Annotated in this window: 17 protein-coding genes and 2 pseudogenes; 14 read left to right on the forward strand and 5 right to left on the reverse strand. The window is 63.1% G+C overall.

All coding sequences use genetic code 11. The features are described 5' to 3' along the window. Positions 1-42: 42 nt before the first annotated feature. Positions 43-978, reverse strand: a complete 936-nt coding sequence (locus tag NKH38_RS00980; protein ID WP_023686157.1) for a choline ABC transporter substrate-binding protein — start codon at positions 976-978, stop codon at positions 43-45. A gap of 237 nt (positions 979-1,215) precedes the next feature. Here NKH38_RS00980 and NKH38_RS00985 point away from each other — a divergent pair, with 237 nt between their 5' ends. From NKH38_RS00985 to NKH38_RS01010, 6 genes and pseudogenes are all read left to right on the forward strand, one after another. Beyond that, positions 1,216-1,827, forward strand: a complete 612-nt coding sequence (locus tag NKH38_RS00985; RefSeq protein ID WP_023683669.1) for a thymidine kinase — start codon at positions 1,216-1,218, stop codon at positions 1,825-1,827. 14 nt (positions 1,828-1,841) lie between these two features. Continuing rightward, entirely contained in the window at positions 1,842-3,020 is a 1,179-nt protein-coding gene (locus NKH38_RS00990) for a glycosyltransferase (protein ID WP_352758488.1), read from the forward strand. A gap of 84 nt (positions 3,021-3,104) precedes the next feature. Then, positions 3,105-3,487, forward strand: a pseudogene (locus NKH38_RS00995) (c-type cytochrome). A 321-nt stretch (positions 3,488-3,808) separates the two neighbouring features. Next, entirely contained in the window at positions 3,809-4,897 is a 1,089-nt protein-coding gene (locus tag NKH38_RS01000) for a hypothetical protein (RefSeq protein ID WP_023669990.1), read from the forward strand. A 27-nt stretch (positions 4,898-4,924) separates the two neighbouring features. After that, entirely contained in the window at positions 4,925-6,070 is a 1,146-nt protein-coding gene (locus tag NKH38_RS01005; protein WP_023683666.1) for a hypothetical protein, read from the forward strand. A 24-nt stretch (positions 6,071-6,094) separates the two neighbouring features. Next, positions 6,095-8,005 carry an AAA family ATPase gene (locus NKH38_RS01010; protein WP_352758491.1) on the forward strand — a complete coding sequence of 637 codons (1,911 nt, stop codon included), beginning with the start codon at positions 6,095-6,097 and terminating at the stop codon, positions 8,003-8,005. A gap of 68 nt (positions 8,006-8,073) precedes the next feature. On the opposite strand, the gene NKH38_RS01015 is transcribed toward NKH38_RS01010, so the two are convergent. Further along, positions 8,074-8,211 (reverse strand): hypothetical protein, encoded by a 138-nt coding sequence (locus NKH38_RS01015; protein ID WP_023686163.1) that lies wholly within the window; start codon positions 8,209-8,211, stop codon positions 8,074-8,076. 127 nt (positions 8,212-8,338) lie between these two features. Between NKH38_RS01015 and NKH38_RS01020 the strand changes: the two genes are divergently transcribed. The 3 genes from NKH38_RS01020 (at position 8,339) to NKH38_RS01030 (ending at position 12,775) form a co-directional block, all read left to right on the forward strand. Further along, the gene (locus NKH38_RS01020) at positions 8,339-9,643 is read left to right on the forward strand and encodes a DUF6638 family protein (RefSeq protein ID WP_023691610.1); all 1,305 of its coding nucleotides are present in this window, start codon (positions 8,339-8,341) and stop codon (positions 9,641-9,643) included. 16 nt (positions 9,644-9,659) lie between these two features. After that, positions 9,660-10,784 carry a DUF2333 family protein gene (locus NKH38_RS01025; protein ID WP_023686165.1) on the forward strand — a complete coding sequence of 375 codons (1,125 nt, stop codon included), beginning with the start codon at positions 9,660-9,662 and terminating at the stop codon, positions 10,782-10,784. Between the two features lie 311 nt (positions 10,785-11,095). Further along, the gene (locus NKH38_RS01030) at positions 11,096-12,775 is read left to right on the forward strand and encodes a formate--tetrahydrofolate ligase (protein ID WP_352758494.1); all 1,680 of its coding nucleotides are present in this window, start codon (positions 11,096-11,098) and stop codon (positions 12,773-12,775) included. Positions 12,776-12,849: 74 nt separating this feature from the next. Here NKH38_RS01030 and NKH38_RS01035 read toward each other — a convergent pair whose 3' ends face one another. Next, on the reverse strand, positions 12,850-13,488 hold the full coding sequence (locus NKH38_RS01035; protein ID WP_023748141.1) for an isochorismatase family protein: 639 nt from the start codon (positions 13,486-13,488) through the stop codon (positions 12,850-12,852). A gap of 127 nt (positions 13,489-13,615) precedes the next feature. Here NKH38_RS01035 and NKH38_RS01040 point away from each other — a divergent pair, with 127 nt between their 5' ends. Further along, on the forward strand, positions 13,616-14,611 hold the full coding sequence (locus NKH38_RS01040; RefSeq protein ID WP_352758495.1) for a helix-turn-helix domain-containing protein: 996 nt from the start codon (positions 13,616-13,618) through the stop codon (positions 14,609-14,611). 15 nt (positions 14,612-14,626) lie between these two features. Here the strand turns inward: NKH38_RS01040 and NKH38_RS01045 are convergent. After that, positions 14,627-15,182: pseudogene (locus NKH38_RS01045) on the reverse strand (sugar O-acetyltransferase). A gap of 154 nt (positions 15,183-15,336) precedes the next feature. On the opposite strand from NKH38_RS01045, the gene NKH38_RS01050 reads away from it, so the two are divergent. The 4 genes from NKH38_RS01050 (at position 15,337) to NKH38_RS01065 (ending at position 19,627) form a co-directional block, all read left to right on the forward strand. Further along, positions 15,337-15,798 (forward strand): membrane protein, encoded by a 462-nt coding sequence (locus NKH38_RS01050; protein ID WP_023695827.1) that lies wholly within the window; start codon positions 15,337-15,339, stop codon positions 15,796-15,798. After that, on the forward strand, positions 15,795-17,186 hold the full coding sequence (locus tag NKH38_RS01055; protein WP_352758497.1) for an FAD-containing oxidoreductase: 1,392 nt from the start codon (positions 15,795-15,797) through the stop codon (positions 17,184-17,186). Before NKH38_RS01050 ends, NKH38_RS01055 begins: the two co-directional genes overlap by 4 nt. A gap of 115 nt (positions 17,187-17,301) precedes the next feature. Next, complete coding sequence (locus tag NKH38_RS01060; protein WP_352758499.1) at positions 17,302-18,480, forward strand: MFS transporter; 1,179 nt, start codon at positions 17,302-17,304, stop codon at positions 18,478-18,480. Between the two features lie 91 nt (positions 18,481-18,571). Next, a complete protein-coding gene (locus tag NKH38_RS01065) occupies positions 18,572-19,627 on the forward strand; it encodes a succinylglutamate desuccinylase/aspartoacylase family protein (protein WP_352758500.1) in 1,056 nt (351 codons plus the stop codon). Position 19,628: 1 nt separating this feature from the next. On the opposite strand, the gene NKH38_RS01070 is transcribed toward NKH38_RS01065, so the two are convergent. Then, a complete protein-coding gene (locus NKH38_RS01070) occupies positions 19,629-20,399 on the reverse strand; it encodes an isocitrate lyase/PEP mutase family protein (RefSeq protein WP_352758502.1) in 771 nt (256 codons plus the stop codon). Positions 20,400-20,670 lie beyond the last annotated feature (271 nt).

Here is a 20,670-nt window from a genome sequence, read left to right on the forward strand (position 1 = left end):
ATTGGCTGCCCTTCCTGGTTCGGCTTGGCCGAATTAGTCGGCTCAGCTTCCGAGCGCGGTCTTGACCGCCGCTGCCGCATCGCCGCCATCGAAGGTGGTGACGCCGGCAATCCACGGCGCAACCGCGTCAGGGTGCTTCTTCAGCCAGTCGGCTGCGACCGTGTTGGCGTCGCCGCCCTTCAGGATCGCGTCCATCATCTCGCCTTCCATGTCCAGGTTGAACTTCAGGTTGGCGATGAACTTGCCGGCATTCGGGCATTCGGTGGTGTAGCCCTTGCGCACATTGGTGTAGACGGTGGCGGCGCCGAAGCCGCTGTCGCCCATGCCGTCGAGATAGGTGAGCTTCATGGCGCCCATCACCGGATGCGGCGTCCAGCCGAGGAACGCGATCCACTCATTGTTCTTGATCGACTGCTCGGCCTGCGTCAGCATGCCGGCTTCCGAGGACTCGACCAGCTCGAAGCCTTCGAGATTGTCCTTCGGGTTCTTGATCATGTCGAGGATGATGCGGTTGCCGTCATTGCCCGCCTCGATGCCGTAAATCTTGCCGTTGAACTTGTCCTTGAACTTGCCGATGTCGGTCAGCGACTTGACGCCGGCCTCCGCGACATAGGTCGGTACGACGATGCCGTAGCCGGCGCCGGTCAGGTTGGTGCCGATCGTCTCGACCGAACCATCGGCGGTGTAGTCCTTGATGTCGTTGGTCATCGACGGCATCCAGTTGCCGAGGAAGACGTCGAGATCCTTGTTTTTCAGCGACGCCATGGTCACCGGTACCGATAGCTGGATCGTCTGCGGCTCGTAGCCGAGCGCGGTGAGCAGCACCGAAGCGACGCCGGTGGTTGCCTGGATGTCGGTCCAGCCGACATCGGAAAGGCGCACCGCCTTGCAGCTCTCCGGATCGCCGGCAAGTGCAGCGCTCGTGGACAGAAAAGTCGCCAGGCCGAGGCCGGCGACGAAGGTGTTCATACGCGACATTGGCAGTCTCCCATTGTGATTCTTTGGCGAAGCGTAGTTACGGTTTCTCTGCCCGCCTTGTTTCGTCAGCCAAACACCATTCTGGTGTGGTTTCAAGCGCTAAGACAATCACGATCAACGGCGCGGACTGGCCAAACAGCGACACGCCCGCCACTTTTTCGATTGCAGACGGCTTTTCCCATCAAATGCAGCGGTGCCCTCTCCCCGCGCCGCGCCAACTCGGCTTAAAAGGACGGCATGGCCAAGCTCTACTTCCACTATGCGACGATGAATGCCGGCAAAACGACAATGCTGCTGCAGGCGTCCTACAATTATCGCGAACGCGGTATGACGACGATGCTGTTCGTCGCCGGCCACTACAGAAAGGGCGACACCGGGCTGATCTCGTCGCGCATCGGCCTGGAGACGGAGGCCGAGATGTTCCGCGACGGCGACGATCTCTACGCTCGCGTCGCCGAGCATCACGAACATACGACGGTGCATTGCATCTTTGTCGACGAGGCGCAATTTCTCGAGGAAGAGCAGGTCTGGCAGCTCGCCCGTATCGCCGACCGGCTGAACATCCCGGTGATGTGCTACGGCCTGCGCACCGATTTCCAGGGCAATCTGTTTTCCGGTTCGCGAGCGCTTCTGGCCATCGCAGACGATCTGCGCGAAGTGCGCACCATCTGCCGCTGCGGCCGCAAGGCGACGATGGTCGTGCGTCTCGGCGCTGACGGCAAGGTGGCCAGACAAGGCGAACAGGTGGCGATCGGCAAGGACGTCTATATCTCGCTCTGCCGCCGCCACTGGGAAGAGGAAATGGGCCGCGCCGCGCCCGACGATTTCATTGGCTTCACCAGAGGCTGAACGGCCGGGACAACATGAAAATTCTGCAGTTCACAGTTGATTGCCCGTTTCCGCCGGTCTCCGGCGGAGAGATCCGGAACGCCGCCAATGCACGCGCCCTGGCATCGATGGGCGAGGTCCTGACGGTAAGCCTGACTGGCGCCCCGGCACCCTCCACACCGCGGAACATCCCTCACCGGATCATCGAGGCAGCGCGCGGCAGGGCGCCCTGGGGCAGGCGCAGCCCGCACCCGACCGTGCATATGATGCCGGACGACGAGCTGGCCGAAGCCGACGCCATCTGGAGGGAATTCGCGCCCGATCTCGTGGTGATCGAGGAGATCGTGCTTTCGCAGCTGCTGACGCTGGCGCCGAAGCATCGCGCGCGCACCGTCCTTGACCAGCACAACATTGATTCCCGGACGGTGTCCGACCGGATCGCCGGCCTGACGCTGTGGCAGCAAATTCGAGACTGGCGCCAAAACAGGCGAAGGAAGGCAGAGGCGCGCGAAGCCGACAGGTGTGCGGCTGCCCTGGCCGACCAGGTCTGGGTTTGTTCGCGGGCGGACGAAGCGCTTCTGTCCGCTCTCGGCCCCGTCAACGACGTCAGGTTCGTCGCCAACCCCATTCCAGACGAGAGCGTGCTTTCCCTGCCGATTGCTGCCGAGCGCTTCAGTGAGCTCAGCCTGTGCTTCATCGGGCATCTCGGCTACTTCCCAAACATCGACGCCGTCAAGCAGATCGGCCGCGCGATGGCGCCGCGCCTCGCCGCCTCCGGCCGGCCCTGGTCGATCACCGTCGCCGGCAGAAACCCGCGCGATGTCGTGCGCGGTCTATGCACCAGGCATGGTCTGCGGTTGATCGAGAACCCACCGCATCTGCCGGAATTACTTGGGCGTGCCGGCTATGCGCCGATCCCGCTGCGCTTCGGCGGCGGAACCCGCATCAAGGTGCTGGAGGCGATGGCGGCGGGCCTTGTCGTCGCCGCCACCGAAAAGGCCGTCGAAGGGCTTGGCCTGCAGGCGGGCAGGCATTTCCTGTCCAGCGACGATGCCGGCAAGTTGGCATTGAAAATCATCGATCTCGCGACACGCCCGCAAGCGGCCGCCGAGATGGCGGAGATCGGCCGCGCTTTCGTGCGCGACAATCATTCGTCGGCGGCGATTGAAAAGCAGGTCAAGCAGGCGGTCGCGGCTATCCCGCGCACGGATTGAGCCCGGCTGCTATCCACCGGCATACGGCGTTTGTTAAGGCCTGCAGCCTATTTTGCCCTCAGCCAGAGCCAGCCGGGAACCGCCATGCTTCGAGCCATTTCATCAGGCCTTGTCATTTACTTGGCCGGTATCCTCGCCGCGCTGACCGACGGCGATGCAGCACTTGGCAAGAAAGTGTTCTACCGCTGCATGGCCTGTCACGAGGCGGCAAGCGACCGCGACAAGGTCGGCCCGCATCTCCTCGGTATCGTCGGCCGCATCGCCGGCACCGCCCAGAACTTCAACTATTCGCAGGCCATGAAGGACGCCGGCGCGGCCGGCCTGGTCTGGGACGAAGCCAACCTCAAAGTCTATCTCGGCGCTCCCAAGCTGAAGTACCCGGCAACAGGATGGGCTTCTCCGGCCTGAGCAGCGACGAGGACATCGCCAACGTCATCGCCTATCTGAAGGCCGATCCGAAGCCTTGAACGGCGCGATGGGTAGCGTGATGGCGACGGCTTCCGCCAGCTGTCTCGCGCTTGCAACTCGTTGAGTCCTCTGTCGAATTCAGGACACCCACACTGTCCGAAATCGACTTCTTCGCAGCCGTCAAAGTTCAATGACGGTTGAACAATACTTGGCCGGCTGGTTAATCACGCCATGACCCCGCCTTCATTGCCTTTCAAGACGACCGCGTATGTTTTTGTTTTCGGGGCGGGTCTTGTCTTGCGTCTTTCAATCCCCTGATACCCCACATATATTCGCCGCTGTTCGCAGCCAGCGACCGGAAGCCGAAGCGGGAGGCCCCTATGGCGACATTGCAGAATTTCGATGCCGAAATTGCCAAGACCAGGCAGGTCGTGCAGGACATGCGCTCCAAGATCGAGCAGTCCGGCACGGTGCTTGATACGCTGGCCACCGCCGACAAGAAGATCGGCGACGCCAATTTCGACATCGAGAATGCCCGCATCGAGGACGTGCTGAAGCAGCAGAAGGTGATGGAAGGCAACATCGCCGACCTGATCATCGGGCTGGAAGACGCCACCAACGTCTTCGGCACCGAATTCGAGAGCATGAAGAACTACACCGGCTGGGAAAGCTTCGTCGGCGTCTTCTCGGCGCAACGCAAGCAGCGCATGCGCACCGACCGCGTCCGCAACATGTCGCTGGCCGGCAATCTGCAGGAGCTTCTGGTCAAGTCCGACACCATCGTCGGCATCCTGAAAGCGCAGAAAGAGGTCCTCGACCAGCGCTACAAGACCTCGGAAAACAGCCTGTCGCAGGTGATCGAGCGCCGCAAGGTCACCATGACCAACCTCGAGGCGGTGCAGAAGCGCATCGAGGAGGTCAATCCGCTGCTGCTCGACATCGAAAACAAGATCGCCGCTTCTACCAGTCAGAAGGAGCGCACGCAGCTTGAGGGCGAGCGCTCGAAACTGGCGACCGAATACAATGAAAAGCAGGCCAAGGAGCAGGAGCTTCTGGCCGAAAGCCAGACGCTGGAACGCTACACCTCGATGTTCCAGACCTTCGTCGATTCGCTCAACAATCAGATCGCAGCGCAGTCGACGCTGATCAACAAGCTGACCATCGATACCGAGCAGCGCATCGTGCTCTACAAGGCACTGGAAGATTCCTTGAAGACCGCCGCCCAGCAGGATGTCGCCCACAAGATCAACACGCTGGGCAGCCAGGTTGACAACACCGCCGAAGAGACCATGGCCGGCATTGGCGCCGCCTCGCAAAAGCACATCGGCGATCTCCTCGAAATGCACGAGAAGAACATGGTCGCCAGCTCCGACATCCAGCGCCGCAAGAAGCTCGCCGACGACGCCTTCGCCCGCCGTTTCGACGACGTGATGAAGAAGCACAATTCGGCCAACTACGTGCAGTCGTAAGGAGCGGCTGCACGCGGGCACACCGGCATGACTCCCGAAAACGAAGCGGCGGCGCGCTATTTTTCCGCCATCACGGCGGCACTCAGCGGCCTCGAAGTGTTCATGCGCGACGACCGCTCGCCGCTTTACCGGCACGGCATCGTCGCCAAGATTGTCGCCGAATACATTGCCCGGCTGGACAAATCGTTTTCCTGCTGGCGCAACCGGCTCGGCTTCATGGACACGTTCCGCATTTCGCGCGCCGACAGCGGCTATCCCGTCTTCCAGAACCTGCTCGAACTGGAAAACGACCGCCGCCAGGCCGAGGCGCGGCTGGCCAACATTCCGCTGGCCGGCGAATTGCGCGAGGAAATGGCCGACTTCATCCTGCGCCACAAGGAATTCCCCGAAGCGCTGCAGAAGTCGATGGCCGAGCGGCTCTATCTCGAGGACGTCAAGAGCGAACAGACTTTTGGCCCGTTCTCGCTGGCGCAGACGGCCAAGGTCTCGGTCAATCCAAAGACCGGGCGCCCCTATTACCTCGTGCACTGGGCGAGCTTCGACGGCAGCGCCAACCTGCCGCTCGTCTACATGGTGACGGTGGAGGATTCTTCCGAAAGCATGATCCGGCAGCTCGTTGACAGCAACGGCAAGCTCAATGAACGGGTCGACATCCCGCTGCCGGTGGACGGCCTGCTCAACCCCGAACTCGCCCATCGCTTCGACGATTTCACCGAGAAGAATTCCGCCTACACGCTTTCGCCCGCAACGATTGCGGTCAATCTCGACAAGGATTTCGAGCCGCTGCACCCTAAGCAGCTGCGCCGCGTCGTGCTCGGCCCCTTTTATTCCGCAGGCATTACGGACAACAATTCGACCGTGACCGAGGTGCTGGCCAAGGTGCGCAAACCGGAAAATGCCTGGCTGCTCACCTGGACCATCCAGGAGGTCTACTCCAAGGGCGAGAAGCCCGGCCGCAAGGGCCTGTTTTCGAGCGAGAAGACCACGCAGGAATTCTTTATCAACACCGACGATCTCGAAGCCGCGCGCCAGGGTGTGTCGAGCTACGAGAACCACGCCCTGATCCCGCACGAAGCCTATCAAGCACTCTACGCCGCCGGCGAAGCTCAAAAGATCTTTTCCGGTTACAAGGTTCACATCCTGTCAAATGGGCAGGTGATTTCAGATGTCTGACCGTCACATCGCGGAGCATCCTTCATGGACACCGGCCTGACCACCATTCCGGAAGCGGCTATCGAAAAGCACCGCGCAACCGCGCAAAGCTTCATCACTCGCGTCGTCGTGCTGGAGGATCCTTCACGCGAATCCGGCACCGCGCTTGCCGGCACCAACCGCCGCTTCGTCTCCACCGTCTCGGTCGGCTCGGTGCGCCGCACACGCGAGGTCGAGCTGACCAAGACCGTGGCCGCAATCCATCCCGACGACCAGCTGATGAGCATCCCCCAGCACACGCTGCTGTTCCGCGCCCGCCGCGGCCTGGCGATTGCGCTCGCCATCTCCGACGTCTTCGCCGAGGGCTCCGACCTCGAAAGCCTCCAGGCCAAGAACACCCGCGCGCCTCTTGAGGGCGATGAGGCGGCGACCTTCAAGAAGCTTCTGTCAGCCTCGGCTTACGTTTCAGCCTTCAGCCTCGCCTCTTACCTGTTCCAGCTGATCGACAGCGACGGCGAGGCTCCCAACGATATCCCCGAACCGGACTTCCTGTTCGACACGCCGCAGGACGCGGTGAAGTCGATCGTCGCCGGGTTGGACAAGGCGATTGCAGGCTCCAACGACGACGGCGACCTGACGACGCGCGCGCGAGCTTTTGCACGGGTCGCCATTGATGGGCTGCTGGCCCGCAAAGGCCGCTTCGACGGCATCGGTCCGTTCGAGAACGCCCATATCCGCATCGACGCCGACGATTTCACCCTCGACGGCTTCGACGTCGCGCCCGGCAAGCGTTCGAAACCGCTGGTGATGACCTTCAAGAAGCCGGAAGAGGTCGTCGGCAACCACATTGCCAAATACCAGTCGGTCAAGCTCGCCAAGATGCTGATGGCCTACGATTTCGAGCGCGAGTTGAACCCGTTCGTCGAACTCGGGGGCTTCCTCTTCACCTTCATCGGCGACGGCGCGCCGGGCACCGGCAAGACGACGCTGATCCAGATGATCGCCGGCCTCGTAAACGGCTATTGCCAGGTCGCCGGCTATCCCTTCGCCTATGAGAATTTCGGCGTCGACCAGATCTCGTCCTACCAGGGCAAATCCGGCCAGAATTGCCGCCAGTTCATCAACAATGTCTTGAACCCACGCGTCATCGGTTTCGGCACCGTCGACGACATCGACCAGGTGGCGGCCCGCCGCTCCGACGACCGCGCCTCGGCCGGCCAACAGGAAATCACCGGCGTCTTGATGGACGCCTTTGCCGGCGCCGGCACGGTGGTGCGCGGCAATTGCTCGTTCGGCATGTTTTCCAACTATCCCGAAAATGTCGACGATGCGCTGCGCCAGCGCGCCGGGGCCCGCTGGCTGGTCGACGGCCCACAGAGCCGCGACGACTATATCGACATCTTCGTCCTGCTTGCCGGCAAGAACCACAAGATCCCACTCGGCGACCACAAGCTCTACGCCGCGCAGGAGATCCAGCGCGCGGTGACCGAAGCCTATGAGGAGCACGAGAAGCCTCAGGAAGACGGGCTGATGAAGGTCTATGAGCGCTACATGAAGGAGAATGGCGCGCCGAAATCGATGGCCGACATCGGCACCTATCTGCACCTGATCAAGGATGCCGAGCCGCGCTTCACCGGCCGAGCCATCAAGAACGTCACCGACGCCATCAAGATGCGCGCCATGGACATCGAGCTGCCCGACGACTGGTTCGAGAAGCCGGAAGCCTTCATGCACAAGGGCTACGACGAGAAGAAAGCCATGATCGAGGAACTGCGTGGGCCGTTCTCGATGGACATGGTCATGCAGGAGATCAACCGCTACGCCGACTCGGAGTTCCGCTATTCCGACAAATCCGACGACGCCGCGGTGGAGAAGCTGCTGCGCGACGCACGCCTGCGCGAACGGGCGGGGCGCGAGATGGAGGAGATGAAGAAGAAGGGGCTGTGGAATGCGTGAGCTTCCTTCGTTGCCCGCGGGTGCTGAAAGGCTTGGCGCTAACGCTGACGCCCACCTCTCCCCGTCCTTCACGGGGCGAGGGCAAGGGTGAGGGGCGGCGCATGCGTGGACCAGAGATCGCTACGACCATACTGGCAGCTATCGAACAGCGCCTCGATCGGCACATCCGGACCAATGATCTTCGATTTATTGCCGCCAAAGGCCATGGGGAGACATGTCCTTGAATGCTAGCGCTGCCCCTCACCCTTGCCCTCTCCCCGTGCAGAACGGGGAGAGGGAGGCGTCAGCGTTGGCGCTTCGCCACAACAGGCAACGCCACTCGGAACGTTCTGCATGAGCCACGCCAAAAAGCCCGACCTTCTCCGCGACAATGAGCTGATCTACGGCCGCTTGCTCACCGTCGACGAGCCGCACCTCATCCAGCGTTACAACAAGGCGCTTGTCGCCTTCGGCCTCAAACCGACCAAGCTGAAGAGCTTCCAGATCGACCGCACCGGCTTCTCGCCCGAAGTGGCCGAGGAATGCGGCGATTACGATTATCTCGACCCCAACGAGGTCAACCGCCGCTTCATCATCCTGACGCCGTCGCAGATCGATCTGCCGGTGGTGCACACCGCCTTTTCCAACACCTCGCAGCTGATGTTCGAGTTCATGTCCAAGAACCAGCGCGCCATCGATGCGCTGACGATCAAGGATGTCATCTACGGGGAGATCGAGGATTCCGTTCCCCTGGTCAACGACATCGAGGATCTGCTGTCGATCAGCCAGGTCGAGTTCAGGGTGCTTTCGGCCGAGGACGTGCTGGGCAAGGCCGCCGAACTCGGCAAGCTGGTCGACCGGCTGAAGCAGGAGCCCGATGCCTGGCGCGACAACACCATGCTGAGCCGTATGGTGGAGCTGGCGAAGGTCTGCGGCGATATCCGTGAGAATGCGCTGGTGCCCGACCAGGTGATCTTCCGCCACAACGCCTACTGGACCAGCCATTTCGGCGGCGTCTACGTCTTCGTCGATCCTGATATGACCACCGTCATCGGCGACCCGGCCGCCCCCGGCTTTCGCCGTTCGCGGCCCTGGCAGGTCAGCTATCTCTCGATCAACGATGCCGACAAGGTGTTCAAGTTCCTGGCCAGCACCGGCCGCATCGAACTGCCCCGTGCGTCATGGGTCGAAAGCTCGGGCTATCTCGAGCATCGCGCCGAGATGGTGGTGCGCGCTCTCATCCGCGACACAGAGCCGAACCGCAATTTGACCGAGGTCGACAAGGTCTGGCTGCAGACCTGGATCCATGGCCATGCCGATCTGATCACCAAGGACGGCAATTTCCCCTTTCTCAACGCCGCCAAGCGTGAGATCGCCCAGCTCGGCCATCTCAAGATCGAGGATGTGTTTCCGCAACAGCGCTTCCTGGTCGTGCGTGGCAAGCCCGACCATCCCGACGCCTGGCTGACCAACCAGCTGATCTCGGATTTCGTGCCGCAGGACTTCGTCTCGCGTTACGTCTTCAACAAGCCGGGCTTCTACAAGGACTATGACGGCTACAGCGACGCCTGGCGGTCGCATGTTGTGGACGTTCTGAAAACCACATATTTGAAAGACAAAGTGGCGTTTCGCACGCGCCTTTACGGCCTGACTGACTGAGGGGTGAACGAGAGCCATGCTTGATCCGATCGTGAATTTCTTCACCCGCATCTTCCAATGGATAGGCCGCGGCATCGGCCTCGTCATCGGCGCGATCCTGTGGCCGTTCCTCTGGGCTGGGCGCTGGTATACGCAGCGCGGCTGGATCCTGAAGGCTGTGGTCGGCCTCGCGCTTCTGGTGTTGATCGGCCTCTACGCCAATTTCTTCTACGCCACCCAGTGGTGGAACAAGTTCGATCCCAACTACGTCGACAAATACACCTTCGAGAACCGCAACATTTCCGCCGGCGAACAGGTCGCCGCCGGCGCCGGCACCGACACCGCCAAGACCTGCGGCAATTCGGGCATCGCCCAGGTGGCGGCCGACCTGACGGACTTCAACGTCAACCAGAATGCCTGGATCTCGTCGATGATCCTCTACAAACTCGGCCTGTTCGGCATCGACTGGGACAACACGCCGTTCATGGACAACAAGGCCTCGTTCCAGCGCGGCATCAACCAGGCGGTGCGGCGCACCGCCACCGAGCTTGCCGACAATCTCGGGCGTGTTCGCACCACATCGCAGATCGACGGCGACCTGCAGGATGCGCGCGGCAATCTGCAGTTCGACGAGGAGACCTGGTATTTCGGCCTCAACCCGTTCGGCCCCAAGACGCCGACGCCGAGCTATTATCGCGATGCCGTCACCAAGCTGCGCTCCTTCAACGCCCGCCTCGGCAGCTGCCAGGCGACGTTCGATGCCCGCGCCGACAATCTGAAGCAGTATATCGACCGCATCTCCTCCGACATCGGTTCGACCTCGGCGATCCTCAAGGAGCGCGCCGAAAACCATAACAATGGCTGGTTCGACTTCCGCGCCGATGACCGCTTCTGGTTCGCCTATGGCCAGCTCTATGCCTATTACGGCCTGATGAAGGGCGCCCAGGCCGACTTCGAGGACGTCATCAAGGAAAAGCATCTCGGCAATCTGTGGGACACAATGGATGCGCAATTCGTCTCGGCGCTGCGCATCCAGCCCTTCATAATCGCCAATGGCCGTGAGGATGGCTGGATCATGCCGACGCACCTGACGACGATGGGTTTCTACGTGCTTCGCGTGCGCTCCAACATGGTCGAGATCAGCAACGTCCTGACTCAGTAGCGTTCACTGCTTCCCGGTGAGCGATGGCGAATTTGCGCCGTCGCCTCTGTCGCATTCCGTGCATTGGGCGGCTGTTTTGAGACGGCGGAACGTCGCGTCCTCTGGCTTCTATACGGCGCGGCAACGGAGCCAGGAAGAACCGGCGACAGGTGGGCCGGCCGCAGAGACACTTTCTTCATAGGAAACATAGTTGCATGCAAGTTGAGGCCGCGGCAGCGACAGGGTTAGAACATGCCCGCGCCCGGGTTCAACATGCCTGCGAGTGAGATCAAACCCGTCCCCTCCACCGTCCAATCCGAAGGAAAGCCGTCATGGCCGAAGTGAAGTCCGACATCGAGATCGCGCGCGGCGCCAAGAAAAAGCAGATCCAGGAGATCGGCCAGAAGATCGGCATCCCGACTGAGCACCTTTTGCCCTACGGCCACGACAAGGCGAAGATTTCGGCCGAATTCATCAAATCGGTGAAGGGCAACAAGGACGGCAAGCTGATCCTCGTCACCGCCATCAACCCGACGCCGGCCGGCGAAGGCAAGACGACCACTACCGTCGGCCTTGGTGACGGTCTGAACCGCATCGGCAAGAAGGCGATCGTCTGCATCCGCGAGGCTTCGCTCGGCCCGAATTTCGGCGTCAAGGGCGGGGCCGCCGGCGGCGGCTACGCGCAGGTCGTGCCGATGGAGGACATGAACCTCCACTTCACCGGCGACTTCCACGCCATCACCACGGCGCACAATCTTCTGTCGGCGCTGATCGACAACCACATCTACTGGGGCAATGAGCTCGGCATCGACACCCGCCGCGTCGCCTGGCGCCGCGTCATGGACATGAACGACCGGGCGCTGCGCGAAATCATCTGCTCGCTCGGCGGCGTCGCCAACGGTTATCCGCGCGAGGCAGGCTTCGACATCACCGTCGCCTCTGAAGTGATGGCTATCCTGTGCCTGTCCACCGACCTCAAGGATCTGGAAAAGCGCCTCGGCGACATCATCGTCGCCTACCGCCGCGACAAGACGCCGGTCTATGCCCGCGACCTCAAGGCCGACGGCGCCATGGCGGTGCTGCTGAAGGACGCCATGCAGCCAAACCTGGTGCAGACGCTGGAGAACAACCCTGCCTTCGTGCATGGCGGTCCGTTCGCCAACATCGCCCATGGCTGCAACTCGGTCGTCGCCACCACGACGGCGCTGAAGCTCGCCGACTACGTCGTCACCGAAGCCGGCTTCGGCGCCGACCTCGGTGCTGAAAAATTCTTCGACATCAAGTGCCGCAAGGCGGGTTTGAAGCCGGCGGCTGCCGTCATCGTCGCCACGGTGCGCGCCATGAAGATGAATGGCGGCGTCAAGAAGGAAGACCTCGGCAAGGAAAACATCGAGGCAGTCAAGAAGGGCTGCCTCAATCTGGGCCGCCACATCGAGAATGTGAAACAGTTCGGCGTGCCTGCGATCGTGGCGATCAATCATTTCACCACCGATACCGAGGTGGAAATCCAGGCGATGAAGGATTTCGTCGCCTCGCTCGGCGCCGAGGCGATCCTGTGCAAGCATTGGGCCAATGGCTCTGCCGGCATTGAGGAGTTGGCGCGCAAGGTCGTCGAGATCGCCGAATCCGGCGCCTCGCAGTTCGCGCCGCTCTATCCCGACGCAATGCCGCTGTTCGAGAAGATCAACACCATCGTCCAGCGCATCTATCGCGGCGACGAGGCGATCGCCGACAAGTCGGTGCGCGACCAGCTGCATGCCTGGGAGCAGGCCGGCTACGGGCACCTGCCGGTCTGCATGGCCAAGACCCAATATTCCTTCTCGACCGACCCGAACCTGCGCGGCGCGCCGACCGGGCACACCGTGCCGGTACGCGAGGTCAGGCTTTCGGCGGGCGCCGGCTTCGTCGTCGTCATCTGCGGTGAGGTCATGACCATGCCCGGCCTGCCCAAGGCGCCGTCCTCGGAAAAAATCTTCCTCAACGAGATCGGCCAGATCGAAGGCCTGTTTTGAAAATTTCGAGATCGTTGCGAGATCCAAGAAGGGCGGCCACTGGCCGCCCTTTTGCTTTTCGGGGACAGATTTGCCTATGCAGCGTTGCGCGCCAGCGCGCGCTGGTTGGACGCATAGGGCGTGTCGCGTTCGGGCAAAGCACCGGTCTTCAGGCAATCGATCCATTCGGCGGTCTTGAGCACGGCCGCAAAGCGCGACTGCAGGATGATGGACACCACGCGGTGGATCTCCTCGGCCGAGGCGTAGCCGGCGCTGTTGGCGTAAGGCAGCGAACCGGTGGCGTCGGACAGGAACTCGACCGCAAAGCCGACATGCGCGGCGTGGATGATGCTCGACAGGTCGCAATTATGCGTCATGTAGCCGATCACCGTTATCGTATCGATGGTATTGGCGCGCAGCCACGCCTCGAGGTCGGTGCCGGCAAAGGCGCTAGGCAGTGACTTCTCGACATAGTGGTCGCGGCTTCGCCGGGCGATCTCGGGATGCAGTTCGCCGCCATGGCTGCCCTTGGCGAAGACTGGCGAGGTCTCGGGCGCCATCTGCTTGACGACCACCACCTTCACGCCGGCCGCAGCGGCGGCATCCATAGCGCGCGCGACATTGACGACGCTGTCGCGGAACGGCGGATACTGGATGGCGAGGTTGCCGCCATCATAATCGTTCTGGACATCAATGACGATGAGCGCGCGGCGCGGCGTGATATTGGCGGACATGGTGTTCTCCTTCGGGCTTGAATGGGATAGGTCGAAAATAGGCGGATCGCCCGACTGCCAAAAGTGGCCCGATTGACATCATTCGAAAGAATTGGGACAATGCGCTTTTCGCTTGCTGGAAACACGCATGGCCGACCCGATCATTGCCGTTCTCGCCTTTGACGGCATCAGCCCGTTCCACCTCTCCGTGCCGTGCGTGGTGTTCGGCACCGACCGCACCAAGCTTGGCCTGCCGCGTTTCGACTTTCGCGTCTGTGCACTCGAGGATGGGGCTATCCGCACCGATGCAGGGCTGACGATTGTGGTGCCGTACCGGCTTTCCGCATTCGACGATGCCGAAATCGTCATCATTCCGAGCTGGAAAGATCTCGACGCGCCGCTTCCCGAAGAACTGGCGGAGGCCCTGCGTCGCGCGCACCGGCGCGGTGCGCTGATCGTTGGCCTCTGTCTCGGCACCTTCGCCATTGCCGCCGCCGGGCTGCTTGCGGGCCGGCGTGCGACGACACATTGGGCCTCCACCGACCGGCTGCAAACATTATACCCGGACATCGAAGTCGACGCCGACGTGCTCTATGTCGACGACGGCGACATCGTCACCTCGGCCGGCGTCGCCGCCGGGCTCGATTGCTGCCTGCACATTGTGCGCGCCCGCTATGGCGCAGAGGTAGCGCTGCGGCTGGCCAGGCACATCGTGCTGTCGCCGCACCGGCAGGGTGGGCAAGCGCAGTTCATCGAGCGCCCGCTGGCGAAAACCCCGGCCACCGACCGCTTCACCCTGGCGCTCGACACGGTGCGGGCAACGCTCGGACAAACGCACAACCTCGACCGCGTCGCGGAGGCCGCGGGCCTGACCCGGCGCACTTTCACCCGCCGTTTCCAGAAATCGATCGGCACCAGCTTTGGCGAATGGTTGGCCGGCCAACGCATCGAACTGGCGCAACAGCTGCTGGAGGCGACGGAAAAATCGATGGACATGGTGGCCTTCGAAGCCGGCTTCGGCAGCGCCACCTCGCTGCGCCAGCATTTCGCCGCACGGCTCAAGACGTCACCGGCCCAATACCGGCGTGAATTCTCGCGGCGAGCCGGTCCGGACGAGCGTATAGCACGCACGGCTTCATACTGACCGCCCACGACGAGTTCAGCCCCGCTTGACCGCCCGCGCCGGATTGCCGACCACCGTGGTGTTGTCAGGCACGTCGCGCGTCACCACCGCGCCGGCGCCGACTATGGCGCCATCGCCGATGCTGATGCCGCCGAGGATGATGGCGCTGCCGCCGATCCAGGCGTCATTGCCGATGGTGACCGGCCGGGCAATCTCCAGTCCCGACTGACGGCCCGCGGCCTCCTTGTGGTGCTCGGCGCAGTAGATCTGCACATTTGGGCCGAGAAGCGTCCGCCTGCCGATACGCACCGGCGCGGGGTCGAGGATGGTGCAGCCGGCATTGAGGAAGGCGCCGTCGCCGAGATGGATGTTGAAACCGTAGGCGCAGTGGAAAGGCGCCTCGCCGGGAGCCTGCGCCCGCGCTGCCGAGCAGCGCCAATAGCGTCGGGCCGATATTGCCGCGTTGCTGGGGCGGCAGCGCGTTGTGCTCGAACACCGCATCGCGCGCGATCACGCGGAGCGCCTCCAGTTCGTCGTCGATGCAGGTGTACCATTCGCCTGCAATCATCCTTGTGCGTTCGCTTCCGGCCATCACAGCGACTCCGTCCCTTCGTCGTGTTCGACTGTTTACCAAAGTACAATGCTCGCTGATGGAAGAAGCACCATCGCCTACTCTCGTCAAACGCAGGACCTATGCTAGCTTGCCCTCGTGGGCCAGTCCCGGGCCTGCTTTCGAGGGGATCTACATGCTCTATTTGCTTGCACTTCTGATCGGCGTCATTGCCGGTCTTCGCGCCATGACCGCGCCGGCCGCAATCGCCTGGGGCGCGTATCTCGGCTGGCTGCCGGTGGCCGGCACCTGGGCAAGTTTCATGGGCCATTGGGCCGCCGTCGGTATCTTCACCATCCTCGCCATCGTCGAACTGGTCACCGACCAGCTGCCCTCGACGCCGAGCCGCAAGGTGCCGCAGCAATTCGGCGCCCGCATCCTGCTTGGCGCCTTCAGCGGCGCGGTGATCGGCGCCACCGCCGGTTCCACCATTGGCGGCCTGATTGCCGGCGCCATCGGTGCTGTCATCGGCACCTATGGCGGCGCCGAAGCGCGCGGCCGGTTGGCCGCCGCCTTCGGCAAGGATTTGCCTGCCGCCCTCATCGAGGACGCGGTGGCGATCATCGGCGGCCTGCTGATCGTGGCGGCGGTGGTATGACTGCCCAAGCCTCAGACGCCAAAACATACGACGCCATCATCATCGGCGCCGGACAGGCCGGCCCTCCTCTCGCCGGCCGGCTGACGTCAGCCGGCATGAGCGTGGCGCTGATCGAGCGCAAGCTGGTCGGCGGCACCTGCGTCAACACCGGCTGCATGCCGACCAAGACCATGGTCGCCAGCGCCTATGCGGCGCATCTGGCGCGGCGTGCCGCGGACTACGGCGTGACGTTCTCAGGCCCTGTCGGCGTGGACTACAAGAGGATCAAGGCGCGCAAGGACAAGGTCACCAACGACTCCCGCAGCAATCTGGAGACGTGGATCGCCGGCATGAAGGGCTGCACGCTTTATCGCGGCCACGCCCGCTTCGAATCCGCCAACACCGTGCGCGTCGGCGACGACCTTCTGACCGCCGAAAAGATCTTCCTCAACACCGGCGGCCGCGCCTCGGTGCCCGACCTGCCCGGCGTCAACGACGTCGACTACCTCACCAACTCCTCGATGATGGACCTCGACGTTTTGCCGCGCCATCTTATCGTCGTCGGCGGCAGCTACATCTCTCTTGAATTCGCGCAGATGTTTCGCCGCTTCGGCTCTGAAGTCACCGTCATCGAGAAGAGTTCGCGCCTGACCGGCCGCGAGGACGAGGACGTGTCGGCGGCCATCCTATCGATCCTCGAAAACGAAGCCATAGAAGTCCATGTCGGCGCCGACGACATCCGCTTTGCCAGACAGGGCAAGGACATCGCCGTGACCTTCTCATCCGGCAAGCCGCCGGCGGTCGGCTCGCATGTGCTTCTGGCACTCGGCCGCACCCCCAACACCGACGACCTCGGCCTCGACAAGGCCGGCATCACGGTCGATCTGCGCGGCTTCGTCACCGTCGACGACCAGTTGCGCACCAGCGTGCCCGGCATCTGGGCGATGGGCGACTGCAACGGCAAGGGCGCCTTCACCCACACCTCCTTCAACGACTATGAGATCGTCGCCGCCAATCTGCTCGACGACGATCCGCGCAAGGTCAGCGACCGCATCGAGGCCTATGCGCTCTACATCGATCCGCCGCTCGGCCGCTGCGGCATGACCGAGGCGGCGGTGAAGAAATCCGGGCGCAAGGCGCTGGTCGGCCAGCGACCAATGACCCGCGTCGGCCGCGCCATCGAAAAGGGCGAGACGCAAGGTTTCATGAAGATCCTGGTCGATGCCGACACCAGGGAAATCCTCGGCTGCTCCGTGCTCGGCCCCGGCGGCGACGAGGCAGTGCACTGCGTGCTCGACCTGATGTACGCCAAGGCGTCGGTCGATACGCTGGCGCGCGCCGTGCATATCCACCCCAACGTCTCGGAGCTGTTGCCAACCATCGCCCAGGAGCTGAAGCCGCTCGCCTGACATAGCCCCGCGTCAAGCTCAGCGCTTTCTGCATTGGTGCGTTGCAGCAATGTGCATTGCGCGCGGCAAGGCTTCTCGTTCAGTCTGAATTGAACCGATTCAGTCTGGATTTTCCATGCCTTTGCCGATCCTTGCGCTTGCCATTGCGTCCTTCTGCATCGGCACCACCGAATTCGTCATCATGGGCCTGTTGCCGGAGGTTGCGGCCGATCTCGGCGTGTCGATCCCCTCGGCCGGCCTGCTGGTCACCGGCTATGCGCTGGGCGTCGTCTTCGGCGCACCCATCGTCGCCATGGCCACCGCGCATCTGCCGCGCAAGCCAGTGTTGGTCGCGCTGACGGCGATGTTCGTCGTCGGCAATCTGCTCTGCGCCATTGCGCCCAATTACTGGCTCCTGATGGCCGCGCGCGTCTTCACCGCGTTCGGTCATGGCGCCTTTTTCGGCATCGGTTCCGTCGTTGCCGCCAGCCTGGTGCCGCGCAACAAGCGCGCCAGCGCCATGGCGATGATGTTCGCGGGATTGACGCTCTCCAACATTCTCGGCGTTCCTGCCGGCACCGCGCTTGGCGAAGCCTTCGGCTGGCGCTCCACCTTCTTTGCCGTCGTCGGCATCGGCCTGATCTCTGTTGCCGCCATCGCCTGGCTGGTGCCATCCAATGTCGTCGAACCGAGCGGCGGCGGCCTGCGCAGCGAACTGCGCGTGCTGGGCAAGCTGCAGGTCTGGCTCGCCATGCTGATCGCCTCGCTGGCCTCGGCCAGCCTGTTTGCCGTCTTCACCTACATCAAGCCCTACCTTACCGATGTCTCCGGCCTGTCGACCTCCGCGGTCACCTGGGTCCTGCTGCTGTTCGGCGCCGGCATGACCATAGGCAACATCATCGGCGGCCGGCTGGCCGACTGGAAATTGATGCCGACGGTCATCGGCACGCTGCTTTTGATGGCAGTTCTGTTTGTCGGCTTCATGCAGTACGGCGCGATCGCCAGCGTCGCCGTCGGCGTCGTCTTCTTGTGGGGACTGCTGATCTTCGTCGTCGTGCCGCCGCTGCAGATCCGCGTCGTCGAAGCGGCTTCGGAAGGGCCGAACCTCGCCGCCACGCTCAACCAGGGCGCATTCAATGTCGGCAATGCCAGCGGCGCCTGGATCGGCGGCGTGGCTCTGTCGGCCGGCGTTTCCTATGCTCATTTGCCGCTGGTCGGCGCGGTGCTGGCCCTGCTGGCGGTCAGCGTAGCCGTTGTCTCGCAGGCGCTCGAAGGATCGGCGCCGATAACGCCGGTTCCGGCCGCCGCCGAATAATTCCATTGCGCCCATGGCGGCGCGAACTGGACCAATCGACAGCCCTTCGGCAAAAGTGCATGTGTTCTGCCTCTTATCCTGGAGGCATCCCATGCAGAAATCGATCGAACGCATCGCCGGCGATACCGAAGGCGTTTCCTACGAATTCCCGGTGTTCCGCCTCGCCGGCGCCGACAAGGCAGCACCTTCGGCCTATCTGCAGGCAGCACTCCACGCCGGTGAATTGCCTGGTGTCGTCGCCATCGACGCGCTGATGCCGGCGCTGAACAAGGCCGAAGCGGAAGGCCGCATCAAGGGCAGCATCACGGTCGTGCCTTGGGCCAATCCGATCGGCCGCGCGCAATATCATTTCGGCGAGCACCAGGGCCGCTTTCATCTCGGCACCCGCAACAATTTCAACCGCGGCTTTCCGTTGCTCGCAGCACCGGACGCCAAGCTTTTGCCCGACACCACGCTTGGCACCCCCGACCAGCGATTGAAGACCCGTCTGGTGCAGCTGTCGCTCGGCCACGACATCGTGCTCGACCTGCATTGCGACGACGAGGGCCTTGCCTATCTCTACGTCCACGCCAGCCTGTGGCCGGCGATGGCCGATTGCGCCGCCGCCATGGGTATCGACGCCGTGGTGTTGTGGAGCGAGGACACCGACGGCACCTTCGAGGGCGCCACGATCATGCCCTACCAGAACGTCCCCGCCAACGTGGCGAAGCTCGACCGCCGCGTTGCCACCACGGTAGAATACCGTGGCATGCTGGATGTCGACGGCGCGCTGGCAAGTTCCGATGCCGAAGGCCTTTACCGGCTGCTGGCGGCGCGCGGCGTCATCGCCGATACCGCCCTTCCCGCACCCGGCGCGTTCAAGGGCCTCGTCGCGCCGCTGGAGAACATCGACATGATGCCGGCGCCCCGGGCCGGCGCCATCCTCTACGACGTCAAGCCCGGCGACCGCGTCGCCAAGGGCGCGCGCCTCGCCACCATCGTCCACACACCGGGCGAGGCCGGCGGCCGCACCGAAGTGCTGGCGCCGCAGGACGGCGTCATCCTGACCCGCCGCTCGCGCCGCATCATCCGCGCCGGCGAGGATCTCTTGAAGCTGGTCGGCGACAAGAAGAGCGCCGACGCGAGGTCAGGCACGCTGGAGGACTGAGCTAACCCGAAATCGCCAGCCGCGCCTTGGCCTCCAGCCATTCGGCCATCTGCCGGTACGGCACCGGGCCGTGGCTGACACGGGCGACACCAAGCTCGGCCAGGCGCTGGCGCGGCGGCACATGCGCCAGCGCGATGATGTTGACCGGCAGCACGGTGGCCTTGCACAGCGCCTCGATCAGACCCTCGTCGCCGAGCCCCGGCGCAAAGAAGCCGCTCGCTCCTGCCTTTTCATAAGCGTGCGCCCGCTCGATGGCCTGGTCGAGCAGCACGCTGTCATGCGCATCCGGCTTGGCCTTGAGGAAAATGTCGGTACGGGCGTTGATGTAGGCGGGAATGCCGGAAGCCTTCACCGCCGCCGCTGCCGCCTCGATCCGCTTCACCTGTATGGCGATGTCGTGCAGGCCGGCGCCGCCGACGATCTGGTCCTCGAAATTGAAACCGATGGCGCCGGCCTGCAGGGCACGTGTGACCGTCTGGGCGACAGTCTCCGGCTCGACGCCGTAGCCGCCTTCGAGGTCCATGGTCACCGGCAGGTCGACTGCCGCCACGATGCGCCTGATGTTGTCCAGCGCTAGCTCCAGCGGGATTTTCTCGCCATCGGCATAACCAAAAGCAGCCGCGACCGGCCAGCTTCCGGTGGCGATCGCCTTGGCGCCCGCCCTCTCGACGATCTTGGCCGAGCCCGGATCCCAGGCATTGTAGAGAACGATCGGGTTGCCCTTGACATGAAGGGCATGGAACGTGCGTGCGCGCTCGATCTGCTCGGTCATTGCTGTCTTCCCGTCTTTCCGATGTTGGACGAACAGTCTAGGCAGGACCCCAAGCCTTGGCGATGTGCCATGGGCTGCGGAAGCGGCGGCCACAAACAGGCCTTTCAAACCTGTTGCGCATCCGGCTTTTCGCCGCTATGGATTTCGCCCATGAACATGCGCTCGATCAAGACCATTTGGTGGTGGGCCCGCTGACAGCGGCCTGTTCGAACGCGTGCGCGTGAAAATAGAGGGTGGCCGCAACGGAATGTCCGGGCGGCCATTTGTTTTT

Origin of the sequence: Mesorhizobium sp. M1078 (assembly GCF_040318615.1) — a bacterium.
Lineage (GTDB): Bacteria > Pseudomonadota > Alphaproteobacteria > Rhizobiales > Rhizobiaceae > Mesorhizobium.

Excerpts from the sequence above, each read along its gene's own strand:
- NKH38_RS01040 (WP_352758495.1), top strand. The coding sequence starts at position 13,616 with ATGGCCGACCCGATCATTGCCGTTCTCGCCTTTGACGGCATCAGCCCG.
- NKH38_RS01055 (WP_352758497.1), top strand. The coding sequence starts at position 15,795 with ATGACTGCCCAAGCCTCAGACGCCAAAACATACGACGCCATCATCATC.
- NKH38_RS01020 (WP_023691610.1), top strand. The coding sequence starts at position 8,339 with ATGAGCCACGCCAAAAAGCCCGACCTTCTCCGCGACAATGAGCTGATC.
- NKH38_RS01010 (WP_352758491.1), top strand. The coding sequence starts at position 6,095 with ATGGACACCGGCCTGACCACCATTCCGGAAGCGGCTATCGAAAAGCAC.
- NKH38_RS00985 (WP_023683669.1), top strand. The coding sequence starts at position 1,216 with ATGGCCAAGCTCTACTTCCACTATGCGACGATGAATGCCGGCAAAACG.
- NKH38_RS00990 (WP_352758488.1), top strand. The coding sequence starts at position 1,842 with ATGAAAATTCTGCAGTTCACAGTTGATTGCCCGTTTCCGCCGGTCTCC.
- NKH38_RS01065 (WP_352758500.1), top strand. The coding sequence starts at position 18,572 with ATGCAGAAATCGATCGAACGCATCGCCGGCGATACCGAAGGCGTTTCC.
- NKH38_RS01050 (WP_023695827.1), top strand. The coding sequence starts at position 15,337 with ATGCTCTATTTGCTTGCACTTCTGATCGGCGTCATTGCCGGTCTTCGC.
- NKH38_RS01070 (WP_352758502.1), bottom strand. The coding sequence starts at position 20,399 with ATGACCGAGCAGATCGAGCGCGCACGCACGTTCCATGCCCTTCATGTC.
- NKH38_RS01035 (WP_023748141.1), bottom strand. The coding sequence starts at position 13,488 with ATGTCCGCCAATATCACGCCGCGCCGCGCGCTCATCGTCATTGATGTC.
- NKH38_RS01005 (WP_023683666.1), top strand. The coding sequence starts at position 4,925 with ATGACTCCCGAAAACGAAGCGGCGGCGCGCTATTTTTCCGCCATCACG.
- NKH38_RS00980 (WP_023686157.1), bottom strand. The coding sequence starts at position 978 with ATGTCGCGTATGAACACCTTCGTCGCCGGCCTCGGCCTGGCGACTTTT.
- NKH38_RS01000 (WP_023669990.1), top strand. The coding sequence starts at position 3,809 with ATGGCGACATTGCAGAATTTCGATGCCGAAATTGCCAAGACCAGGCAG.
- NKH38_RS01060 (WP_352758499.1), top strand. The coding sequence starts at position 17,302 with ATGCCTTTGCCGATCCTTGCGCTTGCCATTGCGTCCTTCTGCATCGGC.
- NKH38_RS01025 (WP_023686165.1), top strand. The coding sequence starts at position 9,660 with ATGCTTGATCCGATCGTGAATTTCTTCACCCGCATCTTCCAATGGATA.
- NKH38_RS01015 (WP_023686163.1), bottom strand. The coding sequence starts at position 8,211 with ATGGCCTTTGGCGGCAATAAATCGAAGATCATTGGTCCGGATGTGCCG.
- NKH38_RS01030 (WP_352758494.1), top strand. The coding sequence starts at position 11,096 with ATGGCCGAAGTGAAGTCCGACATCGAGATCGCGCGCGGCGCCAAGAAA.